Source organism: Microbulbifer variabilis (assembly GCF_052468405.1).
On sequence record NZ_CP174343.1, the window covers coordinates 1,373,303 to 1,393,750 of the forward strand.

Consider the following 20,448-nt stretch of genomic DNA (forward strand, 5'->3'; position numbering starts at 1 on the left):
CATTGACCTTACTTTCAGGCAGGGTTAGTAAACTCAGGGCTAATAGTGCCGGTAGCAAACCATAGCTGGTGGCAACAGCCATTCGTAAAGGGGGGGCGATAGGGCTTTTAAAGAGTTTCTTTTAGGTCGCTTAACTTATTCTCGCAGGTTTCTGTCTCATACAGTCTTTATTGGTTAGTCAAAAAGTGCATCTAAAGCTAAGATAGCATTTTGTCTGTTGACTGCGTCCCATGAAAAAAATACTGCTAATTAGTTTATTGCTCTCATCAGTAGTGCAAGCTGAGATTACCCTTGAACAACTAAAGGTGCCGGATGGCTTTGAACTTAGTTACTTTGCCGAAGATGTAGAGACTGCACGACAACTGGCACTTTCTGAGTCAGGTACTGTTTTTTCTGGCTCTTTCAGTGCCAAAAAGATATATGCTTTCAAAGATACAAATAACGATGGAAAAGCAGATCGGCGTTGGTTGCTCATGGAAAACTTAAGAGCGCCGACAGGGATTGCCTATAAAAATGGCGATTTGTATGTGGCCGATATTAATAAAATTATTCGTTTTCCTGATATAGATGAAAATCTTGATAAGCCAAAATCTGAAGTGGTTTATGATCAGTTCCCGTCTGATAGGCATCACGGTTGGAAATTCTTACGTTTTGATAAAAAGGGTAATTTAATAGTTCCTGTTGGAGCGCCATGTAATATTTGTGATGCAGATAAACGCTATTCCAAGATATTTTCTTTAGATCTGGCTTCAAAGGAAACAAAAGTAATCGCTAATGGAGTGAGAAATACTGTGGGTTTTGATTTTCACCCGCAGACAAATGAGTTGTGGTTCAGTGATAATGGCAGGGATATGATGGGAGATGATATCCCGCCTTGTGAAATTAATAGGGTAAGCTACGAAGGAGAGCATTTTGGTTACCCCTATTTTCATGGCGCTGATATTGCAGACCCTGAATTTGGTCAAGATAGGAAGGTTAGTGATTATTCCGCACCAGTACTAAATTTGGGTGCCCACGTCGCACCTCTGGGAATACACTTTTACCTTGGCAATCAATTTCCTGATGATTACAGGAAAAACCTTTTGGTTGCGGAACACGGCTCCTGGAATCGAAGCAAGAAGTCGGGTTATCGTGTGATGTTAGCTACTGTAGAAGAGAATAGAATCACCAACTATAAACCTGTGATTACTGGTTTTATGCGGGATGAAACGACTTTTGGACGCCCGGTGGCCTTCCTGGAGATGCCTGATGGCAGTGTGCTGATTTCAGATGATTTTGCCCATAAGATTTATCGTTTAACTTACAGTGATCATTGAACTTCAGCTGAAGTGATTTTCTATAGAAGTATTGGGTTAGGCTGCCTGTAAAGGCGGCCAACTATCTTCAATATTTCCAGTAGCCATTAATGGGGCTCTAATTGCCTTGTCGCGTGTGCTTACTCATGTTTTGCGTGGAAGACAAGCCTTGACACTAATAGCCCGGCATGCTTCATATAATTCATTGGTTGAGATGACCGGGCTTCCCTGTCAGTTGAAACCCATGAATACTGACCGGTAAACGCTTTTTTCATAATTTTTTGCTGAAAGTTTAAAATCAAAATAGGGTTCTTCCGGGTTGTGCTATTTCTACAGTAGCGACAATACGAATAATGGAGAAAGCCTGTGTCCCGTCAAGCCACCCTAATAACGCTCTCCCTGGGATTTGTCTTAATTTTCCTCAATTTGATGCCTCATATGGGACATGCAGAAGAAGGAGTATTGGGTGTGCCTACTACCAACCTGGAGATGCGTTTTACCGAAGCGGCGGTGGTAGCTCAGGTGGAGGTTATAGGAATTCATAGGGATGTAGACAGCGCTCTCTCAGAGCCGGGTGTCACAGCAATTTCAGGCTATGTTTATTCGGCTGTTCCTGAACAGATATGGAAGGGGACTGTGGCAGATCAAATCACATTTCGTTTGGGGCTGGAGTTTTGCGATACCAAGCTTGAGAAAGGGGAGCGTTATTTGATCTTTGCCAGTCTGGATAGTTATGGACGGCTACAACTGCGCAGTTGCGATGCCGCAGTGGTGGAATCTGATGCAGAGGAGCTCTTAGCAGAGCTCAATGAATTCACCACCCGAGGATAGGTGCTTTAAGAGCGCCGCCAGTAACTTTGTTGATCTAATTTTGTTGAATAGAACTGTTGGTTGTAAGTTGCCTGCTATTTACAGCAATCCAAACTCTCCAAGTGGAGGTTACCTCCTTGAAGTACGCCAATGCCGAGTTATTCTTATCAGTATTGGCGTCATCTTCTTTTAGTCGATATGCGTTGAATTACTTGGCGCTGGCGTCAAAAGGCCTTAGGGCCAGCTATTATTGCCGCAGGGATGCAGTGTGAGGCAAGCCTATAGTGCTCACTGCCGTGGGCCCAAAAGCCCAGGCGCTTAGCCGGCCTTGCAATAAGTGTTTTCCAGAAACCGCTTGGGGTCGAGAGGTCGACGTATGAAGAAGCTATTGATTCCATTGATCATTTTGTTACTGATCATCGGATACTTTATGTCTCGCAGTGGCGAACACAAGGCCAAAGAAGCCTATGACTCAATGGATCAGCCAAAGAGCGAGCAAATGAACGATAACTCCACGCCGTCGGGTAGCGGCAGTGGTAGTGATTCTTCTTCGCCTAACGGCACCACCACACCACCTGATGGCATGGGTAACCCCGATACCCAGGTGCCACAGGAATCCGATCAGACAGATCCCACACCTCCTGGGGGTAGCACTTCTACTAGCTCTGGCTCAGTTCCCTCGAGCGGCGGACCAACCCCGGAGCCTGGGGAAGCAGATGCAGAGACTGCTAGTGGCAATCCTAATGATTCAACCCCAGAGGAAGAGCCGAGCACGGCAAGCCCCGCAGGTGAAGCTGTTGATGAAGCCTCCAGTGAAGCCCAGCAAGCAGTAGAGGGTGCTGAAAATATGGAAAGTAATCCCGGTGATACCGACACGGGCACTGATGAGGGAATGGAAAGTAATTCTGGCCAGCCCCAGCAATAGATAGAACAGAAAGTAGGAACCAGGAGATCGGTGAGGGTCGCCTGTTTAGGCGGCCCAAAGCTATTTTAACAGAATGATCGAGCACAAATGGTGTCAGGGACACAAAATCCTAGAAATTCGCCCCAAGGGAAAGTTTTCTGCAGAAGATTTCCATCAGCTGGCGTCACAAGTAGATCCGGTAATCAGGGAACAGGGCAGAATAGAAGGACTAATGATCGACGCCGAGGATTTTGCTGGATGGGAAAATTTCGTCGCGATGATTACTCATTTTCGTTTTGTGCACGATCACCATAAACACATACAAAAAATTGCGGTGGTGTCCGACAACCCTGTTTTAAGTTTTATGCCGCATTTGGTTTGTCATTTTATCAGCGCAGAAGTCCGCCCGTTTAACTCGAATGAGAAGTCTGAAGCTCTGGAATGGTTGGAAAATCCGGGGTAGCATCACGCACCATCTAACGATTTTTAGGAGTAGTGGTGAGTCCAGCATTGGCCATTATCGCGGCGGCCAAAGATTACCTTGCCGCTGCTGAGCAACTTTCCAACCAACTTGACCTTCTCTGCCTGGGTGTTGAAGATCCCACAGAAATTTGTGATTTTCCGCAGGTGCTACGTTGCGGTGAGCAACTACAGTTGTGCGCGACAGGAAAAAAAGCACCGGGACCAGTGGTTGTGGACTTTGTTGGTGGGGCTATGGCGCACAGGCGTAAATATGGTGGCGGTAAAGCGCAGCCAGTCGCTAAAGCTGTTGGTATACGGCCTGGTTTTCACCCCCGTGTTTTGGATGCGACCGCAGGGCTCGGACGTGATGCCTTTGTTTTGGCATCATTGGGCTGTGAAGTCCTGATGTTAGAGCGTAACCCAGTGGTGTATTTGTTGCTGCAAGATGGCTTGAGGAGGCTGCAGGAAGCTGCAGTCCTTGATCCAGAGTTGATATTGGTGGCAGAGCGATTGTCCCTTACTGATCGAAAAGACTCTTCTGCTGACTGGCTGGCACAGCAAGCGGAAGGTTCCTGGCCTGTTGTCTTCCTGGACCCAATGTTCCCGCCACGGGGCAAAAGTGCCAAAGTAAAAAAAGAGATGGTGGCTTTCCACTATTTGGTAGGAGCAGACGAAGATGCGGATGCCTTACTTGAGCCCGCGCTTAAGGCCTGTTATTACCGTACCGTGGTCAAGCGCCCGAAGCAGGCTCCGCATCTGGGTGAAAAAAAGCCCACGCTCTCGCTTGAGGGTAAGTCCGGACGTTTTGATATCTATACCAAACATGGCGTTCCTGGCTAAGCCACTTTAAGAATGTTTAGCTGGCGGCTTATGTAACCACCGGCTAAATATCGAATCAGGTAATATCATATTGCGTCTTACCCAAAAGCAGGGTGCTCTCATTTGCTAGCTCCTTTTCCTTCCTAAACAGCTGGTTGTAGCTGGTCACAGGGTCTATGTTGCCTTGGTGCCTGGTGGCATTTTGGTTTCTACTGCTATGTTGTTGCAAAACATCCATATGTAAAAACCCTCTTGGTATAAAGAGGGGGATATGCAGCGGCCTTTCATTGATGCAGATTAATGGCAAGGAGGTTGGCTATGAGAGAGAAGTCTCCGTTCGACCTGTTTTTTGATGAGTACAATGAGGATATTCCTGAAGATCACTTTCCCCGTGACAGTATTTGTGCTTATGCCGCCGAATCCATTGTAACCAGTGAAACCTGGTCTGACGCCAAACCGGCTATGAACCTGTCGTCCTTTGTCACCACCTTTACCGAGCCCGAAGCTTTTGAAGTGGCAAAAAAGCACTATCTCAAAAATTATATCGATCATGATATGTATCCCCAGCTTTTTGCTATGGAAGCACGGATGGTGCGCTGGTTGCACGAACTTTGGAATGGCCCGAAGAATGTAGAACCCTATGGTGCAGCGACAATAGGCTCTTCAGAAGCTTGTATGTTGGCGGGTCTGGCCCATAAATGGCGCTGGCGTAAGAGGCGAGAGAAAACAGGTAAAGATGGGGGCAGGCCTAACTTGGTCACAGGTGCCAATGTACAAATTGTGTGGGAAAAATTTATGCGCTATTTTGATGTAGAGCCACGCATTGCCCCGCTTAAGCCTGGACATTACCGTTTTACCAGTGAACACCTGGATACGTTAGTAGATGAGAATACAATAGCAGTGGTGGCTATTGCGGGGCAGACATTTACCGGTGAAGATGATTCCTTCCGTGCGATCCATAATTGGTTGGATAGTTATCAGGAAACTACTGGCCATGATGTCCCTATGCATATTGATGCTGCATCCGGTGGATTTGTGAACCCGTTTTTATATCCGAATTACCACTGGGATTTTCGCCTGCCGAGAGTTAAATCTATCAACGCGTCCGGTCATAAATTTGGCTTAGTGCCGCCAGGTTTAGGTTGGATAATTTTTAGAGAGCGTGCTGTTTTTGATGAAGACTTGATGTTTTATGTAAACTATTTGGGTGGTGAGATGCCTACTGCCACATTGAACTTTAGTCGCAATGCCTCCACTGTTGCCTACCAGTATTACAACTTTATTCGTCTCGGTTTTAAGGGTTACCAGGATATTATGCAGCATACTTTGGATAACGCTCAGACTTTACGTAATCGTTTAGTTGAGAGTGGCTACTTTGAGATTATGAACAAGACTCAGCGTATCCCGGTAGTGGCGATGACTCTGAATAATAAGATTACCAATTTTAATGAGTATGATATTTCAGATAAGGTCCGTGAGCGGGGTTGGGTTCTGTCAGCTTATTCGATGCCGCCAAACGCCCAATCAGTAAATACCTTGCGAATAGTGGTGCGCCCACACCTTAATCTGAATGCAATACATGGCCTGGCAGATGACATCATTAACGCCTGCAACTGGTTGAAGCAACACGGCGGCAATGCCAGCCCACCGAAACTGCACGACCCTCGGAAGGTGGCGCCGAGTAAGTGTTAGTTTTCGTCTTCTGGTGAAAGTTGCTTTTAGGTGTTCTCTGTTATATAGAAAAATAACGTAAGATTTGAGATAAATTTTAATATCTGTTTCTTATAAAGATTTAAAAATAATAATCAATAATTATTCCTTCAGGTTATTGAAGCATACTCCAACATATATACATCGCTCACATTAATAGCCGTTAGACTGGGGCCCTGAATATTCGGTCTATATTATTATGGGATACAGACTATGAGTTGCAGGTACTCCGTAGTTTGGCAGTGGGCATACATGCAATTTTAGTTGAGGTGATCAAGGTAAAACTACTAAGAAATGTCCCTATGCCAAAGGTGGAATTTTTGAGGCCTTAGTGGCAAGTTGGGTTGAAAAGTGGGGCTAATCAGATCTTTGGGGCGCTTTATCGGTAGGGGGGAAGATTGACGATAAAAAATGATAATTTTAGCCCAGCGATTTTCTTCAATATATCGATCTAAGTTTAAAAATAGGGTTGATGGACGCTTCATAATATGATTTTTTTCAGTTTTGGGGGCGGGTCTTGCAATGTTAATGATTGGCAAACAGCAATAATTGAGAAATATCTCGAGTAAGGATATGCTTCAGCAGAATCGGATTATTGGGTTGCCTCTGATAATGATGTGCAATTAGGGGCTGTGACCAAGTATTTAGGCCATGTTAATACTCAGTATCAATTCTAACTTGTCAGTGTTTTGGGGAAGTTCATGTTTCAAAAGTTAAAGGCCTCTTTGGGTATTGGTGCCGCAAAGGTTGATACAGTATTGGAAAGTAGCAGCATACTTCAAGGCGGCGTCCTTAAAGGAAACATTCATATCGCCGGTGGAGACGTGGAACAACAGATTGATGCTATCAATTTGAAACTCTGTACTGAGGTGAAAATTGAAAATGATAACGGCGTTAGTTACCAGCAATTTGTCCTGGATCAAATTTAGGCTCTGGAACCATTTTTGATCAATGCTAATGAATCCAAGCAGTTACCCTTTGAGCTTAAATTGAATGACGAAACTCCGGTAACCGCACTTAACACGCGCAAGAACCAATGTCGGGTTTGGTTAGAGACCGTGTTAGATATTGATTTTGCGCTCGATCCTAAGGATAGAGATCTTCTGCAAGTACGGCCCTTACCTGTTGTCGAAAAGGTGATCGCGGCGATAGAGCAGGGTGGATTTAGCATGGTGAAAGCGGATGTCGAGAAGGGGTACCTGAGGGGAGGGAACTTTTCTTCAAAATCTGGATGTTACCAGGAGATTGAGTTTAAGAATTCAGGTCTTCTTAGTTCAAAAGAAATTGAACTTTCTTTTATTCTGGAGGGGGGAATGGTGCACTGCTTGGCAGAAGTTGATCGTAGATTTGGTCTGCGAGGCGATCAATATCGTTCTTTTACCTTGCATCGCGATGCCGATGAGAAGGAAGCTACTGCGGCTGTCCAATCAATATTGACACTGTAGTTAGTAGTGCCATCCATTCTAATTTGTTAAGACATTTGCATGCTGAAACCCGCGATGTGTTGATAATAGCAGGCGCTAGTCATTAAACATCGCGGGTTATTCGGTTATCAATGTTTAGCTAATTTTGCTTGACAATTATTCACTGAAATCTGCAGTGACAATCGTATCTGAGAATCCTTGATAGGCGGCCTCAAACATCTTAGCCATAGGGTCTGGGAATAGGTGAAAGTCCCCGTTTGCGAGGGACTCAACAATGCCTTTGGCTACAGTACTGGGAGCCTCTCCCTCCTCCAATCCTGCCTGCTTGGCCATATCGGTTTCTATTGGGCCTGGATGCACGCTGAGTACTTGTACTCCACGCTCTCCAAGTGTTTCTCGAAGGGCTTGAGTTATTGCGTAGCTTGCGGCCTTGGAGGCGGAATAGGTGCTCACCTGGGTGAAGGCACGCAGAGATACGACAGAATTCAATTGGACCAGTGCGCCGCGGTTCTTTTCCAGTTGAGGTGCAAAGGCCTTGGCAATCCTTACTAGCCCAAATAGGTTTACATTCAACTCGTGCTGCAGAGACTCTTCAACCTGCTCGCCGAGGGGTTCCGTAGGAGCTAGTACCCCGGCATTGTTGACCAGGATATCCAAGTCCTGGATTTCTTTTGCTAGTGCTTTTATTCCATTGCCATCTGTAACATCCAGTTGCACGGGGACTACCTTAGCACCGTATCTTCTAGTGAATTCGGCGGTGGTCCCGGGGTTTCGCACCGCCAGATAGACTTTTTTTGCTCCCTCCTCAATAAAGGTTTCCACAATGGATTTGCCAATACCGCGATTGGCTCCGGTGACCAGTGCAACTTTGCCTTGAACGGAAATACCCATCCTGATTCTCCTGTGAGTGGTTACTATCTTCAATATGTACCGATCGGTATGATTTGAATTGAAGTGTACTGATCGGTACAATATTGTCAAATGGTTTTTTGAAGAGACTTCACTATGGCGGGGCGCAGACTTGAGTTTGATAAGCCGAGCGCACTGGATGCTGCGATGCGAGTGTTCTGGAAGAAGGGATATGTGGGGACATCTTTAGCAGATTTAACCGGGGCTATGGGGATCAATAAGCCCAGTCTTTATTCTGCTTTTGGAAATAAAGAAGCGCTTTTCGTGCAGGCTTTACACCAATATTTAGAAAAACATGCCAAAGATCGCTTGGCTTATTTAAGTGACGATAAGCTGACGCTGACTCAGAGGATCTCTGGTTTCCTCCTTGCAACCGTCAGGGGCCAGTTGGCCGAAGAGACCCCTAAGGGCTGCTATTTGGCCCAGGGTCTGTCGGAGACTGCTGGAGAAGGGCTTCCCAAGGCAGCTATACAGGCCTTAAAAGCGGCTGATGAGGAGAATATGCGTTTGCTGGTGCGTTTCTTTCAGAGTGATGCTGACTCCCAATACTTGGGTTTAGATCGACAGGCGGAAAAGGTGGCTTTATACCTGGTGGCTCTGCTTCACGGCACTGCATCCCTGTCCCGGTCGGGCAGGAGCAAGTCTGAGTTGGAGGGTATCCTGGGATTTGTGCTGCGTGGCCTGGGAATCAATGAGGATGGGAAGCGGTGATCTGCCTCTACGCTGGATGGCAGGGGCAGATCTTACAAAATATTGCCTCAGAAGCGCCTACGGAACATTGGCAGGGGTTGATCTGTTCCTGTTTGGTAGCTGTCACCGAAATCACTTAGGGAGTCTTTTAAGCTGACAAGGGGCTGTTCACCCTCAAAAGCATAAGCGTTAAAGCCACAGCGTTGAAGGTAGGTAAGCTGATCCCGCATAAAACCACCCACAGCCCGCAATTCGCCTTTAAAGCCAAACCGCTCGCGCAGTAGGCGGCCGGCTGTGAAGCCACGGCCATCGGCGAAAGCAGGAAAATTTATAGCGATCAGTGGAAGTTCTACAGCCCCATCACCAATCAGCTCCGCGCCTTCCTCGCTATCAAGCCAGACGCCGATTTCATCATGGCGAGCCGCGAGAGCTTCTTGATGATCTTTCCACTGGCGCAAGGGCAGGATTACCTTGCCATCGGGTAAAGCAGACAGATCAAAATCTTCGCCAGCTTCAACTTGGGGTATCAGCTGCCACTCATTGGGGCTAACCTCGCCATTGAGGATCAGCTCGGCGGGATTGCCCGGCTGCGGGCCCAGTTTAGCTGGCTTTGGCATAGACTCTCTCCTTGAAGGGCTGCAGGCCGATGCGGTTATAGGTATCGATAAAGGGTTCTTCGGCTTGGCGCTGCTCAACATAAAAGTCGAGAATTTTACCAATCACTTCAGGGACTTCTGCGCGGGAAAAGCTCGGGCCCAGTACTTTGGCCAGGCTTGCCTCGTTGGAGGCGCTACCTCCAAGCTGGATTTGATAGAATTCCTCGCCCTTTTTATCGACGCCAAGAATTCCTATATGCCCCACATGGTGGTGGCCACAGGCATTCATACAGCCGGAGATATTCAGGTTCAGGTCGCCCAGGTCATATAGGTAATCCATATCGTCGAAGCGGCGTTGGATTGCTTCGGCCACGGGGATGGATTTGGCGTTGGCAAGGGAGCAGTAGTCACCACCGGGGCAGCAAATCATATCGGTCAGGGTGCCGATATTTGGGGTGGCGAAGCCATACTTACGCGCCTGCTGCCATAAATCATACAGCTTGCCTTGCTCCACATCGGCGAGTACTACATTCTGGTCGTGGGTGACACGGGCCTCACCAAAGCTGAAGTTGTCGGCGAGCTCTGCAATGGCGTCCAGTTGGCTGTCGGTTACATCACCAGGGGGTACGCCGGTGGGCTTGGTGGATAGCTTGATAGCGCGGTAACCAGGTACCCGATGCGGGTAGGTATTGCGTTCCAGCCAGCGGGCAAAAGCTTTATTGCCATCCGTTTGTTGCTGTAGCGCGTCCTGCGTACTGGCGCTGTCAAACTCTTTGTATTCAGGTGATGTGAAAAAGGACTTGGCCCACTGCAAAGCTTCCTGGGTCAGCTTCTCTGCACCATCTTTAATATGCTGCCACTCCTCTTCTACCCGGCGGCCAAATTCCTCTGGGCCAAGGGCTTTTACCAGGATTTTAATGCGCGCTTTGTATTTGTTATCGCGGCGGCCCAGCTGATTGTATACGCGTACAATGGCTTCCAGGTAGGACAGCAGGTCCTCTTCAGGTAGGAAGTCACGAATGGTTTCGGCAATAACCGGTGTGCGGCCCTGGCCGCCACCAACCAGCACCTGGAACCCGATTTCCTCGCCGCGCTTGATGATTTGTACGCCGATATCGTGTACGCGGATGGCGGCGCGATCCTGTTCTGAACCACTCACGGCAATCTTGAACTTGCGCGGCAGGAAGGCGAACTCAGGATGGAAGGTGGACCACTGACGGATAAGTTCGCAGTAGGGGCGTGGGTCGGCGATTTCGTCGAGGGCAATGCCGGCGTAGGGGTCTGAAGTGGTGTTGCGAATACAGTTGCCGCTGGTTTGTACAGCGTGCATTTCCACTTCGGCCAATTCGGCCAGAATAGCGGGTATATCTTCCAGCTGCGGCCAGTTGTACTGCAGGTTCTGGCGCGTAGTGAAGTGGGCATAACCCTTGTCGTAATCGCGGCTCACACGAGCGAGGCGGCGCAACTGGGTACTATTGAGCAGGCCATAAGGTACGGCAATGCGTAACATGGGGGCCAGTCGCTGAATATAGAGGCCATTTTGCAGGCGCAGCGGCAGGAATTGTTCCTCGCTTAACTCGCCAGCGAGATAACGTTCCGTCTGGCCGCGGAACTGGGCCACGCGATCGTTGATGATGGCGCGATCCCGGTCGTCGTATCGATACATAACAGCTTGATTCCATTGCCTTTGTGCGCTGATGGTGGAGAAAGGGGCGAGCCCCGGATAAATCTCCGCTGGCGCATAACATACCAGCGCTCTTATGCAATAAATAACAATATTTTCCGCTATATCTGTAACCAACGGTTATAACGGAAAAGGAATTGCTCGCATATGCTGTCTTGCGCGATAAACGGAGATTTGCTCTACTTGACTGGCCGTTCCATGCGGCTCATCTACTTTGCATAACAATAATGAGCAATCGGAGTGATTCGATGAATGAAGAAGTAGTTGTTACCCCGGAAGAAGACAATTTTGTAGACGCTATAGCCGCCGTGGCTCTAGTCGCTATTTTTGTTGCCACCTGTGTTTTCTGGGTTGCTACCCGCTAGTAACCCAATGGCCCGGAGCTAGGCATTACCGGGCCTCCTACCTTCATTTTGTTAGGATGTTAGCAAAGGCAGCGGACTAGTCCTATCGGTTTCTTTAGTCGTAGTCGCTTGATTTCTGACCACGCTCTTAGCCCATATTGCCCAGAACAGTTTTCACAATGAGAGCCAATGCCAGTACAAAAAATGTGGTGAAGAGAATACCGGCGATAACATAGTTCACCATGCTACCGCTTTGAAAATCACGCTGTCGATTCTTGTTACTCTGAACGCCGATTGCCGCGGCCAGAGTGCTGAGCACTATCTGGCCAAAACCGGGTTTACCTGCCTTTTCTTTATTATTTTCTTGCATAGGCTCACTCCTCCAGATTGGGACGTAGCCAGCGCTCCAGTTCCAGTTCGCTGACACCTTTTCGTTTGGCAAGACTTTGCAGCTGGTCCCTGCCAATTTTGCCGACATTGAAGTATTTTGCCTGGGGGTGGGCAAAGTACCAGCCACTCACTGCGGCTGCAGGCATCATGGCAAAGTGTTCAGTAAGACTGACGCCTGCATTTTGCTCCGCCTGTAGTAATTTGAATAGAGTGGCTTTTTCCGAATGATCTGGGCAGGCCGGATAGCCCGGGGCAGGGCGGATACCTTGGTAAGCCTCCTTGATCAGCTCCTCGTTGCTGAGCGTTTCATCTGCCGCATAGCCCCAATATTCTTTACGGACCAGGCGGTGTAATGTCTCGGCAAAGGATTCCGCCATACGGTCTGCCAGGGCTTTTACCATAATGGCGTTGTAATCATCATGTTTGGCTTCGTAACTCTCCGCCAGCTCATCTGCGCCGATACCGGTGGTTACTGCAAAGCCGCCCACATAATCTATTTGGCCGGATTCCAGCGGCGCAACGAAGTCCGCCAGAGAGCGGCACAGACCATCGCCGCCGCGTTTCTGTACCTGTTGGCGCATATGGTGAAGGCGGGCCAGTTCCTCGCTGCGGCTTTCGTCCTTGTAGACGATGATATCGTCGCCGACGCTATTGGCGGGCCAGAGGCCGAATACGGCACGTGCACGCAATAGTTTCTTATCGATAATCTCTTTTAACATGCGTTGGGCATTGTTGTAGAGATCGGTAGCTGCTTCTCCTACGATTTCGTCTTCAAGGATCGCTGGGAATTTACCTGCCAAATCCCAGGAGATAAAGAAGGGGGTCCAGTCCATAGTATCGAGCAATTTCTCCAAGGGGAAATTGTCGATCACGGTGAGGCCCAGCTTGTTGGGGCGTGCCGGCTGGTAGTTTTTCCAGTCGAACTCCGGTGCGGTGTCACGCGCCTCCTCGTAGGTCAGGCGGGTGTCATTGCGCTTGCGGTTGGCGGTGCGGGTGCGCACTTTCTCATATTCGGCCTGGACCTTTTCCACGAAAGCCGGGCGCAGCTCATCGGAAATCAGACTGCTGGCCACACCTACGGCGCGGGATGCATCCGCCACATACACCACTTGGTTGCGATGAAACTGGGGGTCAATTTTCACGGCGGTATGGGCTTTGGAGGTGGTGGCTCCACCGATAAGCAGGGGAATATCAAACTCCTGGCGCTCCATCTCGGCAGCTACGTGAACCATTTCATCCAGGGAGGGCGTGATTAGGCCAGACAGGCCAATAATGTCACATTCTTTGTCCCGCGCAGTTTGAAGGATGGTTTCCGCAGGGACCATAACGCCTAAATCGATTACTTCGTAATTGTTACAGGCCAGCACGACTCCCACGATATTCTTGCCGATATCGTGCACATCCCCTTTAACAGTAGCCATCAGGATGCGGCCGTTGGAGCGACTGTCCTCGGTTTTTTCCGCTTCAATATACGGTTGTAGGTAGGCTACCGCCTGTTTCATTACCCGGGCGGATTTCACAACCTGGGGCAAGAACATCTTCCCTTCACCAAACAGGTCGCCGACGATATTCATGCCATCCATCAGCGGGCCTTCGATCACATCCAGCGGGCGTGAGGAGTTGGCACGGGCCTCTTCGGTATCTTCCTCGATGTAGTTGTTTATGCCTTTTACCAGGGAGTGTGCCAGGCGTTCGTTCACGGGCAGTTGGCGCCAGCTCAGGTCCTCTTTGCGCGCAGCTCCTCCACCATCGCCTTGGTACTTGGGAGCGATTTCCAGCAGGGCCTCAGTAGCATCCGGGCTGCGGTTAAGGATTACGTCCTCGACTTTGTCTCGCAGTTCCTCTGGCAATTCGTCATAAACCGCCAGCTGGCCGGCGTTAACGATACCCATATTCAGGCCGGCTTTAATGGCGTGAAACAGGAATACGGAATGGATGGCCTCACGTACCGGGTTGTTGCCCCGGAAGGAGAAGGAAACATTGGATACGCCGCCGCTGATCTGGGCATCGGGCAGGTTTGCGCGAATCCAGCGGCAGGCTTCGATAAAGTCCACCGCGTAATTATTGTGTTCCTCTATGCCGGTGGCGACGGCGAAAATATTCGGGTCGAAAATAATATCGGTGGGATCGAAGCCGACTTCATCCACCAACACATCGTAGCTGCGCTTACAGATTTCAATTTTTCGCTCGAAGGTGTCCGCCTGGCCATCTTCATCAAAAGCCATCACCACCACAGCCGCACCATAGCGCAGGCACAGCCGGGACTTTTCGATAAACTCCTCTTTGCCTTCCTTGAGGCTGATGGAGTTCACTATGGGCTTGCCCTGAATACACTGCAGTCCGGCCTCGATCACCTCCCATTTGGAGGAATCCACCATAAATGGCACTCTGGCAATATCCGGCTCGGTAGCGGCAAGATTGAGGAACCGGCGCATAGCGGCAAATGCGTCGAGCATCGCCTCATCCATATTGAAGTCGATCACCTGTGCACCGTCTTCCACCTGTGCAGCAGCCACTTGCAAGGCGGTGTCGTAATCCTCTTCCAGGATCAGGCGCTTAAATCGGGCGGAGCCCGTGACGTTACAACGCTCGCCCACATTGACGAATAGGGCATTTTCATCGGCGACAAATGGCTCCAGGCCTGATAGACGCAGTGCGGGTTTAATTTTTGGCAATTGTCGTGGGGCCAAATCGGCCACCGCTTCGGCAATTGCGCGGATATGATCTGGAGTGGTACCGCAGCAGCCGCCGAGGATATTGATAAATCCACTGCGGGCAAATTCCGCTACGATTGCGGCGGTCTGCTCCGGGGTTTCGTCGTATTCGCCAAATTCATTGGGCAGTCCCGCGTTGGGGTGGGCGGAGACATAAGAGGCACAGGCGCCTGACAAGGCTTCCACATAAGGGCGCAATTCGGTGGCGCCCAGGGCGCAGTTAAGCCCCACAGAAATCGGTTTTGCGTGGGCAACGGAATAGTAAAAAGCTTCGGTAGTCTGGCCGGAAAGGGTGCGGCCGGAGGCATCGGTAATGGTGCCGGAAATCATAATCGGCAATTCGAAACCCAGCTCCTCAAAGAGCTGCTGCATCGCATAGATGGCTGCTTTGGCATTGAGGGTGTCAAAAATGGTTTCAATTAAGATCAGGTCACTGCCACCATCAATCAAGGCGCGGCCCGCTTCTACATAATTTTCTACCAGCTGATTAAAAGTGACATTGCGTGCGCCGGGATCATTGACGTCTGGTGAAATACTGGCGGTACGGGAAGTGGGGCCGATTACGCCGGCTACCCAGCGCGGGCGTTCTGGGGTGGAAAGTGCATCCGCTGCGCGGCGCGCAATCTCTGCGGAAGCTCGGTTGATCTCCACCACCAAGTGTTCCATATCGTAATCTGACTGGGACAGCTGGGTCGCGTTAAAAGTATTGGTTTCGATAATGTCTGCGCCGGCTTCCAGGTACTCCCGGTGGATCTTTTCAATCAGCTCCGGGCGGGTCAGGCTCAATAGGTCATTATTGCCCTTTAGGTCGCGGGGGAAGTCGGCGAAACGCTCACCTCGGTAATCGGCTTCTTCCAGCTTTTCCCTTTGGATCATCGTCCCCATGGCGCCATCCAAAATCAGGATGCGCTGTGCGAGCGTGCCATTTAGTTGCTCTAGACGTTGATCACGGGACTGCTCGGACATATACCAATCCTTATGTTGTCGATGGCGTGAGAGCCATCAATCTTAGCACAGTACTTCCACCAAAAAGGGGGCGACTTAGTGTATCAATAGGGTATCCCCACAATAACCGGTATTTTTTTGCTAAATAACAGCAATTTATGTTTATGGTTGCGCTATTCATGGGTACAAAAAAGCAGGCGGCAGTGTTGTTGCGCCTTATACACTGTTAGGACCTGCTCTTTTCAATAGCATTGATTCAGCAGTTTCAGGTAGAGAATCTAAACGGGGCTAAGGGGCAGGGAATTTCACAGTGTGACTAATTGGTGCTCTAGACTTCCCACAGTTTTTCATTCTTTGATACTGATAATCGAGTGATATCCACCAATTAATGTTTCATTTTGCTGGAGGCTACTGATGAAAATACTGATGGTACTGACCTCGCACGACCAACTGGGCAATACCGGTAAGAAGACCGGTTTTTGGTTGGAGGAGTTTGCCGCACCTTATTACATCTTTAAGGATGCGGGAGCTGAGGTGACCTTGGCGTCTCCAAAGGGCGGTCAGCCGCCACTGGACCCTAAAAGCGATGAACCGGATTTCCAGACAGCTGCAACTGAACGCTTTCACCAGGATCCGGCAGCCCGGCAAGTGCTGGCTAACACTGTGAAACTAGCTGATGTAAAAGAGCCAGATTTCGATGCAGTTTTTTATCCTGGAGGTCATGGCCCACTCTGGGATCTCGCGGAGGATCAGAAGTCTATCTCCCTTATTGAGGACTTCTTTGCTGCGAATAAGCCAATAGCTGCAGTCTGCCATGCTCCCGGTGTTTTCCGTCACACCTTGCGCCAGGATGGCAAACCGCTGGTCTCCGGTAAGAGTGTCACAGGCTTTACCAACACCGAGGAGGCTGCAGTTCAGTTGGTGGATGTGGTGCCCTTCTTGGTGGAGGATATGCTCAAAGATAAAGGGGGACACTACTCCAAGAAAGACGATTGGGCGCCCTATGTGGTGCAGGATGGCAAGTTGGTGACTGGTCAGAATCCTGCCTCATCAGAGGAAACTGCCCAGACTCTAATGGGACTGATCCTGGTTTAGGCTGGCTTTGGGAGGCGTCGAGGGACGCTCGTCACCTCCCGGCCAATACACCGGTTTCACTTGAGCGCTTCTGAGAGTAAAATACCCGACAAAGTAGCTCGGTTATTTGAGAAGGCTTATGTCAGAATTGAATGTCACCATTACCGAATCTGCGCAGGAATACCTGAAGGAACTGCTGGCCAAGCAGGACTGCGAGGGAATTGCCATTCGCATGTTTGTCTCTAACCCCGGCACACCCAGTGCCGAAACCTGCATCGCATACTGCCGCCCTGGTGAGGAAGAGGCAGATGATGTGATGATTGAGATGAATGGTCTCAAGGCATACTTCGAAGGGCGGAGTGTGCCTTACCTGGATGAGGCTCGAGTGGATTATTCATCAGACAAAATGGGCGGTCAGCTTACTATTCGTGCGCCCAACTCGCGCATGCCCAAGATTACCGATGACAGCCCCATCGAAGACCGGATCAATTACGTACTCTATAACGAAGTGAATCCCGGACTTGCTGCTCATGGTGGCCAGGTGAGTCTTGTGGAGGTTACCGAAGACAAGTTTGCTGTGCTCAAGTTTGGTGGAGGCTGTCAGGGGTGTGGCATGGTGGATATGACCTTGAAAGAGGGCGTTGAGAAAACACTGAAGGAAAAGATCCCAGAGCTTGCTGGCGTGAAAGATATTACTGACCATACCGATAAATCCCAGGCTTACTATTGATCGCAAATGCCGGGTTAGCCCGAATGGCATGATCGTCTGAGTTAAAAAGCGGCCTATAAGGTCGCTTTTTTTATTGTGCATTTTTAACTCCCATTCTCATGTTTGATGCGGCGAACGGCAGGGTGCCGCATTGCTTCCCCCTGTTTATATTTGATTTATTGACAACGCTTTTCTGTTGATGAAGTGGCGTTTTCCTTGCAGATACACTGGACTGGCGGGGAAGAAAATTTATGTTTGACCAGGTAGTGTTTGCCGGTGGCGGTGTTCGTTGTACCTGGCAAATTGGATTCTGGGATGCAGTGGCCAGTGAGATACAGATGACCCCGAAGGTGGTTAGTGCTGTTTCCGCCGGGGCTTTGGTATCGAGCCTGATCCTTATGGGGAAATCCCTGGCAGCGGTAGATCACTTTGCCTCGGAGTTTCGTAGCAATAGTAAGAACATCCACTGGCAAAACCTGTTTAAGAGTGAGCCGGTCTTCCCTCATCACGATATTTACCGTCGAGCCATGCGTAAACTATTTGCCGGCGGCCTTAAAAAACTGCGTGCGACTGCAGACTTGCGTGTCGCGGTCGCTTATTCACCAGAGTGGCTCAAGGGGCCTTTAGCACTGCTTCTGGGGATTGGAATCGACTATTCCGATACCTATATCTCACGCAGCTTACATCCGGATGGTGCCCGGCGGATTGGCTATCGGCAGTCCTTTATTTCCGTGCACAAATGCACTGATGAGTTGGAACTGGAACGGCTAATTTTAACCTCTTCTTGTACGCCCCCTTTGACACCAAGGCAGCAATTTAGGGGCGCGGAAATTCTTGATGGTGGTGTGGTGGATAGTGTGCCGGTTGGGGGCTTGGACCCGACCCCGGGTAGGGTCCTGATTTTGCTGACCAGAAATTATCCTCAGTACCCTTGGTGTTTTACCTGCCATAGGGGTGAACAGTTGTGGACTTATGTGCAGCCCAAGCAGCCTCTGTCGATCCGGGTATGGGATTTTGCAAATCCCGAGGCTTTGAACCGGGTTTTTCACGCTGGGCGCGCAGACGGCCAAGCATTCCTGGCGATGCTACTGGCAGGAGAGCACTGTTGACGATTAGCCGCGAAAGTGGAGTTGCGCGGAATGTTTGATCAGGTGGTCTTTGCTGGTGGCGGCGGGCGCTGTACCTGGCAGATAGGGTTTTGGGAGACCGTTGCTGAAAAAATTCAATTGCGCCCCCGTGTGGTGAGTGGCGTGTCCGCAGGCGCATTGATTGCAGGCCTGATTATGATTGGCAAAGCCCCGGCAGCTGTGGACTATTTTGCCTCTGTGTTTAAGGCCAATCAAAGGAATATCTATTGGCGTAACCTGTTTCGCAAGGAGCCGGTGTTTCCCCACTATGATATTTACAGGAACGGTATCAGGGCACTTTTCTCAGAACGTTTTCCTCGCCTGAGATCTGCGGCTGAGTTGAGGGTTGCCATCTCCCGGCCGCCGAGCTGGCTTCCGGTTTCCCTGTCATTGGCTATGGGAGGGGCTATTTACTACTCAAATAAATATCTGCTGCACGGGCTTCATCCCTCCGCAGCGCGACGCCTGGGGTATCACCAGGATTTTTATCGTGTCCAGGATTGTGCTGATGTAGCCGACTTTGAGCATTTGATATTGAGCTCATCTTGTACGCCACCTTTTACTCCTCGATTACGATTCCATGGTCTGGAGGCACTGGATGGTGGGGTGGTAGACAATGTCCCGGTTGGGGGAATAGATCCTGGCAAAGGCAGGGTGCTAATCCTGCTGACACGCCGTTACCCAGGTTGTCCTGATTGGTTCATCGAGCGTAGGGGGGAGCAACTCTGGACCTATATACAGCCATCGAAGTCTCCGCCGATCAGTGTTTGGGACTTTACAAATCCGGAGGGGCTGAGAAGTACCTGTGAAATGGGCCGCCATGACGGCCGACTTTTTTTACGCAATGTACTGGCAGATCGCTGTTTTTACACTGACGTGGGGAAAAGTAATGTTTGAACAGATGGTCCTTGGTGGAGGTGGCGGTCGTTGTACCTGGCAGCTGGGTTTCTTGATGGCTATTACGCAGGAGATTGAGTTGGCACCTAAAGTGATCTGTGCTGCGTCAGGTGGAGCCATGGTGGCAAGTTTCCTGTTGATGGAAAGGTGTGAGGAGGCGGCAGATTATTTCCATTCGGTGTGCAGGAACAATCAGAGCAATATTCACTGGAATAACCTTATTTCTGACGAGCCGGTATTTCCTCATTTCTCCATTTACAAAAAAGGAGTGAACCATCTGTTTTCTGGGGGGTTCGAGCGTTTATGTGCTGCTGCTGACTTGCGAGTGAGCGTAATTCACCCACCTTCATGGTTACCGTCTCCCCTGGCTTTAGCGACAGGAATTGCGCTTGATCACCTAGAGAAGCAATTTGCACAAAGACTTCACCCAACAATGGCTTTCCGGTTTGGTTTTCGCCAAATGTTTTATGGGGCGCGGGACTGCTCCAATGTGGCCGAATTAGAGCACTTAATTTTGAGCTCCTGCTGCAACCCACCCTTATCTCCCAGGCTCTATTTCAATGGTGAAGAAGCCCTTGATGGTGGGGTTGTGGGCAATGCACCGGTTGCGGGCCTTGATGCTGTAAGAGGCCGTGTCCTGATTCTCGATGCCGGGCATTTTGCTAACTTCCCAACATTTCACAGCGTGCGTAAGGGAGGTCAGCTATGGACTTACGTTCAGCCATCCCAGGCGCTACCGATCAGCGTTTGGGAATTTAGTGATCCGGAGGCTACTCGAAAAACTCTGGAGATCGGTCGTGCTGACGGACAGGCTTTCCTGAAATACCTATCCAGCGAAGAAATAAAAATCCTTTGGGGTTGGGATTAATGTGACTGCGGATCGCATTTGGCAGATAAGTATTGAAAAGGGGAATTGTCAGTACTTGGTTTGGAAAAGTAGTGATT

The 20,448-nt window shown here is 49.7% G+C and carries 17 protein-coding genes and 1 pseudogene; 13 read left to right on the plus strand and 5 right to left on the minus strand.

Going from position 1 to position 20,448, the window contains the following annotated elements; genetic code table 11:
• Positions 1-230 precede the first annotated feature (230 nt).
• The 7 genes and pseudogenes from ACJJJB_RS06485 (at position 231) to ACJJJB_RS06515 (ending at position 7,445) form a co-directional block, all read left to right on the plus strand.
• Positions 231-1,316 carry a PQQ-dependent sugar dehydrogenase gene (locus ACJJJB_RS06485; protein ID WP_020415115.1) on the plus strand — a complete coding sequence of 362 codons (1,086 nt, stop codon included), beginning with the start codon at positions 231-233 and terminating at the stop codon, positions 1,314-1,316.
• Between the two features lie 345 nt (positions 1,317-1,661).
• Complete coding sequence (locus ACJJJB_RS06490) at positions 1,662-2,126, plus strand: hypothetical protein (RefSeq protein ID WP_445365929.1); 465 nt, start codon at positions 1,662-1,664, stop codon at positions 2,124-2,126.
• A gap of 355 nt (positions 2,127-2,481) precedes the next feature.
• Complete coding sequence (locus ACJJJB_RS06495) at positions 2,482-3,030, plus strand: hypothetical protein (protein ID WP_445365930.1); 549 nt, start codon at positions 2,482-2,484, stop codon at positions 3,028-3,030.
• A gap of 73 nt (positions 3,031-3,103) precedes the next feature.
• Positions 3,104-3,472, plus strand: coding sequence for a SpoIIAA family protein (locus ACJJJB_RS06500; protein ID WP_020415118.1), 369 nt, complete (start codon positions 3,104-3,106; stop codon positions 3,470-3,472).
• A gap of 35 nt (positions 3,473-3,507) precedes the next feature.
• Positions 3,508-4,311, plus strand: coding sequence for a class I SAM-dependent methyltransferase (locus tag ACJJJB_RS06505; protein ID WP_445365931.1), 804 nt, complete (start codon positions 3,508-3,510; stop codon positions 4,309-4,311).
• A gap of 297 nt (positions 4,312-4,608) precedes the next feature.
• Positions 4,609-5,982, plus strand: a complete 1,374-nt coding sequence (gad, locus tag ACJJJB_RS06510; RefSeq protein WP_020415121.1) for a glutamate decarboxylase — start codon at positions 4,609-4,611, stop codon at positions 5,980-5,982.
• A 719-nt stretch (positions 5,983-6,701) separates the two neighbouring features.
• A pseudogene (locus ACJJJB_RS06515) lies at positions 6,702-7,445 on the plus strand (sporulation protein).
• Positions 7,446-7,580: 135 nt separating this feature from the next.
• Here ACJJJB_RS06515 and ACJJJB_RS06520 read toward each other — a convergent pair.
• A complete protein-coding gene (locus tag ACJJJB_RS06520) occupies positions 7,581-8,315 on the minus strand; it encodes an SDR family oxidoreductase (protein ID WP_444945173.1) in 735 nt (244 codons plus the stop codon).
• 114 nt (positions 8,316-8,429) lie between these two features.
• On the opposite strand from ACJJJB_RS06520, the gene ACJJJB_RS06525 reads away from it, so the two are divergent.
• On the plus strand, positions 8,430-9,044 hold the full coding sequence (locus ACJJJB_RS06525; RefSeq protein ID WP_444945172.1) for a TetR/AcrR family transcriptional regulator: 615 nt from the start codon (positions 8,430-8,432) through the stop codon (positions 9,042-9,044).
• 47 nt (positions 9,045-9,091) lie between these two features.
• Here ACJJJB_RS06525 and ACJJJB_RS06530 read toward each other — a convergent pair whose 3' ends face one another.
• The 4 genes from ACJJJB_RS06530 to metH form a co-directional block, all read right to left on the minus strand.
• Entirely contained in the window at positions 9,092-9,640 is a 549-nt protein-coding gene (locus ACJJJB_RS06530) for a DUF934 domain-containing protein (protein WP_444945171.1), read from the minus strand.
• Positions 9,624-11,285 (minus strand): nitrite/sulfite reductase, encoded by a 1,662-nt coding sequence (locus ACJJJB_RS06535; protein WP_020415126.1) that lies wholly within the window; start codon positions 11,283-11,285, stop codon positions 9,624-9,626. Before ACJJJB_RS06535 ends, ACJJJB_RS06530 begins: the two co-directional genes overlap by 17 nt.
• Before the next feature lie 510 nt (positions 11,286-11,795).
• Complete coding sequence (locus ACJJJB_RS06540) at positions 11,796-12,017, minus strand: DUF2970 domain-containing protein (protein ID WP_020415128.1); 222 nt, start codon at positions 12,015-12,017, stop codon at positions 11,796-11,798.
• 4 nt (positions 12,018-12,021) lie between these two features.
• Entirely contained in the window at positions 12,022-15,717 is a 3,696-nt protein-coding gene (metH, locus tag ACJJJB_RS06545; RefSeq protein WP_445365932.1) for a methionine synthase, read from the minus strand.
• A 393-nt stretch (positions 15,718-16,110) separates the two neighbouring features.
• Here metH and ACJJJB_RS06550 point away from each other — a divergent pair, with 393 nt between their 5' ends.
• From ACJJJB_RS06550 to ACJJJB_RS06570, 5 genes are all read left to right on the plus strand, one after another.
• Positions 16,111-16,791: a type 1 glutamine amidotransferase domain-containing protein gene (locus ACJJJB_RS06550; protein WP_020415130.1), complete on the plus strand. Its 681-nt coding sequence runs from the start codon at positions 16,111-16,113 to the stop codon at positions 16,789-16,791.
• A gap of 118 nt (positions 16,792-16,909) precedes the next feature.
• The gene (gene nfuA / locus ACJJJB_RS06555; protein WP_020415131.1) at positions 16,910-17,500 is read left to right on the plus strand and encodes a Fe-S biogenesis protein NfuA; all 591 of its coding nucleotides are present in this window, start codon (positions 16,910-16,912) and stop codon (positions 17,498-17,500) included.
• A gap of 230 nt (positions 17,501-17,730) precedes the next feature.
• Positions 17,731-18,588: a patatin-like phospholipase family protein gene (locus ACJJJB_RS06560; RefSeq protein ID WP_445365933.1), complete on the plus strand. Its 858-nt coding sequence runs from the start codon at positions 17,731-17,733 to the stop codon at positions 18,586-18,588.
• Positions 18,589-18,618: 30 nt separating this feature from the next.
• On the plus strand, positions 18,619-19,503 hold the full coding sequence (locus ACJJJB_RS06565; protein ID WP_353375239.1) for a patatin-like phospholipase family protein: 885 nt from the start codon (positions 18,619-18,621) through the stop codon (positions 19,501-19,503).
• The gene (locus ACJJJB_RS06570; RefSeq protein WP_020415134.1) at positions 19,496-20,371 is read left to right on the plus strand and encodes a patatin-like phospholipase family protein; all 876 of its coding nucleotides are present in this window, start codon (positions 19,496-19,498) and stop codon (positions 20,369-20,371) included. The genes ACJJJB_RS06565 and ACJJJB_RS06570 overlap by 8 nt, the downstream gene beginning before the upstream one ends.
• Positions 20,372-20,448: the final 77 nt, after the last annotated feature.

Bases quoted from the DNA above. Each gene is read 5' to 3' on its own strand.
- nfuA (WP_020415131.1), top strand. From the start codon at position 16,910: ATGTCAGAATTGAATGTCACCATTACCGAATCTGCGCAGGAATACCTG.
- ACJJJB_RS06500 (WP_020415118.1), top strand. From the start codon at position 3,104: ATGATCGAGCACAAATGGTGTCAGGGACACAAAATCCTAGAAATTCGC.
- ACJJJB_RS06540 (WP_020415128.1), bottom strand. From the start codon at position 12,017: ATGCAAGAAAATAATAAAGAAAAGGCAGGTAAACCCGGTTTTGGCCAG.
- ACJJJB_RS06495 (WP_445365930.1), top strand. From the start codon at position 2,482: ATGAAGAAGCTATTGATTCCATTGATCATTTTGTTACTGATCATCGGA.
- ACJJJB_RS06565 (WP_353375239.1), top strand. From the start codon at position 18,619: ATGTTTGATCAGGTGGTCTTTGCTGGTGGCGGCGGGCGCTGTACCTGG.
- ACJJJB_RS06570 (WP_020415134.1), top strand. From the start codon at position 19,496: ATGTTTGAACAGATGGTCCTTGGTGGAGGTGGCGGTCGTTGTACCTGG.
- ACJJJB_RS06530 (WP_444945171.1), bottom strand. From the start codon at position 9,640: ATGCCAAAGCCAGCTAAACTGGGCCCGCAGCCGGGCAATCCCGCCGAG.
- ACJJJB_RS06485 (WP_020415115.1), top strand. From the start codon at position 231: ATGAAAAAAATACTGCTAATTAGTTTATTGCTCTCATCAGTAGTGCAA.
- ACJJJB_RS06520 (WP_444945173.1), bottom strand. From the start codon at position 8,315: ATGGGTATTTCCGTTCAAGGCAAAGTTGCACTGGTCACCGGAGCCAAT.
- ACJJJB_RS06525 (WP_444945172.1), top strand. From the start codon at position 8,430: ATGGCGGGGCGCAGACTTGAGTTTGATAAGCCGAGCGCACTGGATGCT.
- metH (WP_445365932.1), bottom strand. From the start codon at position 15,717: ATGTCCGAGCAGTCCCGTGATCAACGTCTAGAGCAACTAAATGGCACG.
- ACJJJB_RS06535 (WP_020415126.1), bottom strand. From the start codon at position 11,285: ATGTATCGATACGACGACCGGGATCGCGCCATCATCAACGATCGCGTG.
- ACJJJB_RS06550 (WP_020415130.1), top strand. From the start codon at position 16,111: ATGAAAATACTGATGGTACTGACCTCGCACGACCAACTGGGCAATACC.
- ACJJJB_RS06560 (WP_445365933.1), top strand. From the start codon at position 17,731: ATGTTTGACCAGGTAGTGTTTGCCGGTGGCGGTGTTCGTTGTACCTGG.
- gad (WP_020415121.1), top strand. From the start codon at position 4,609: ATGAGAGAGAAGTCTCCGTTCGACCTGTTTTTTGATGAGTACAATGAG.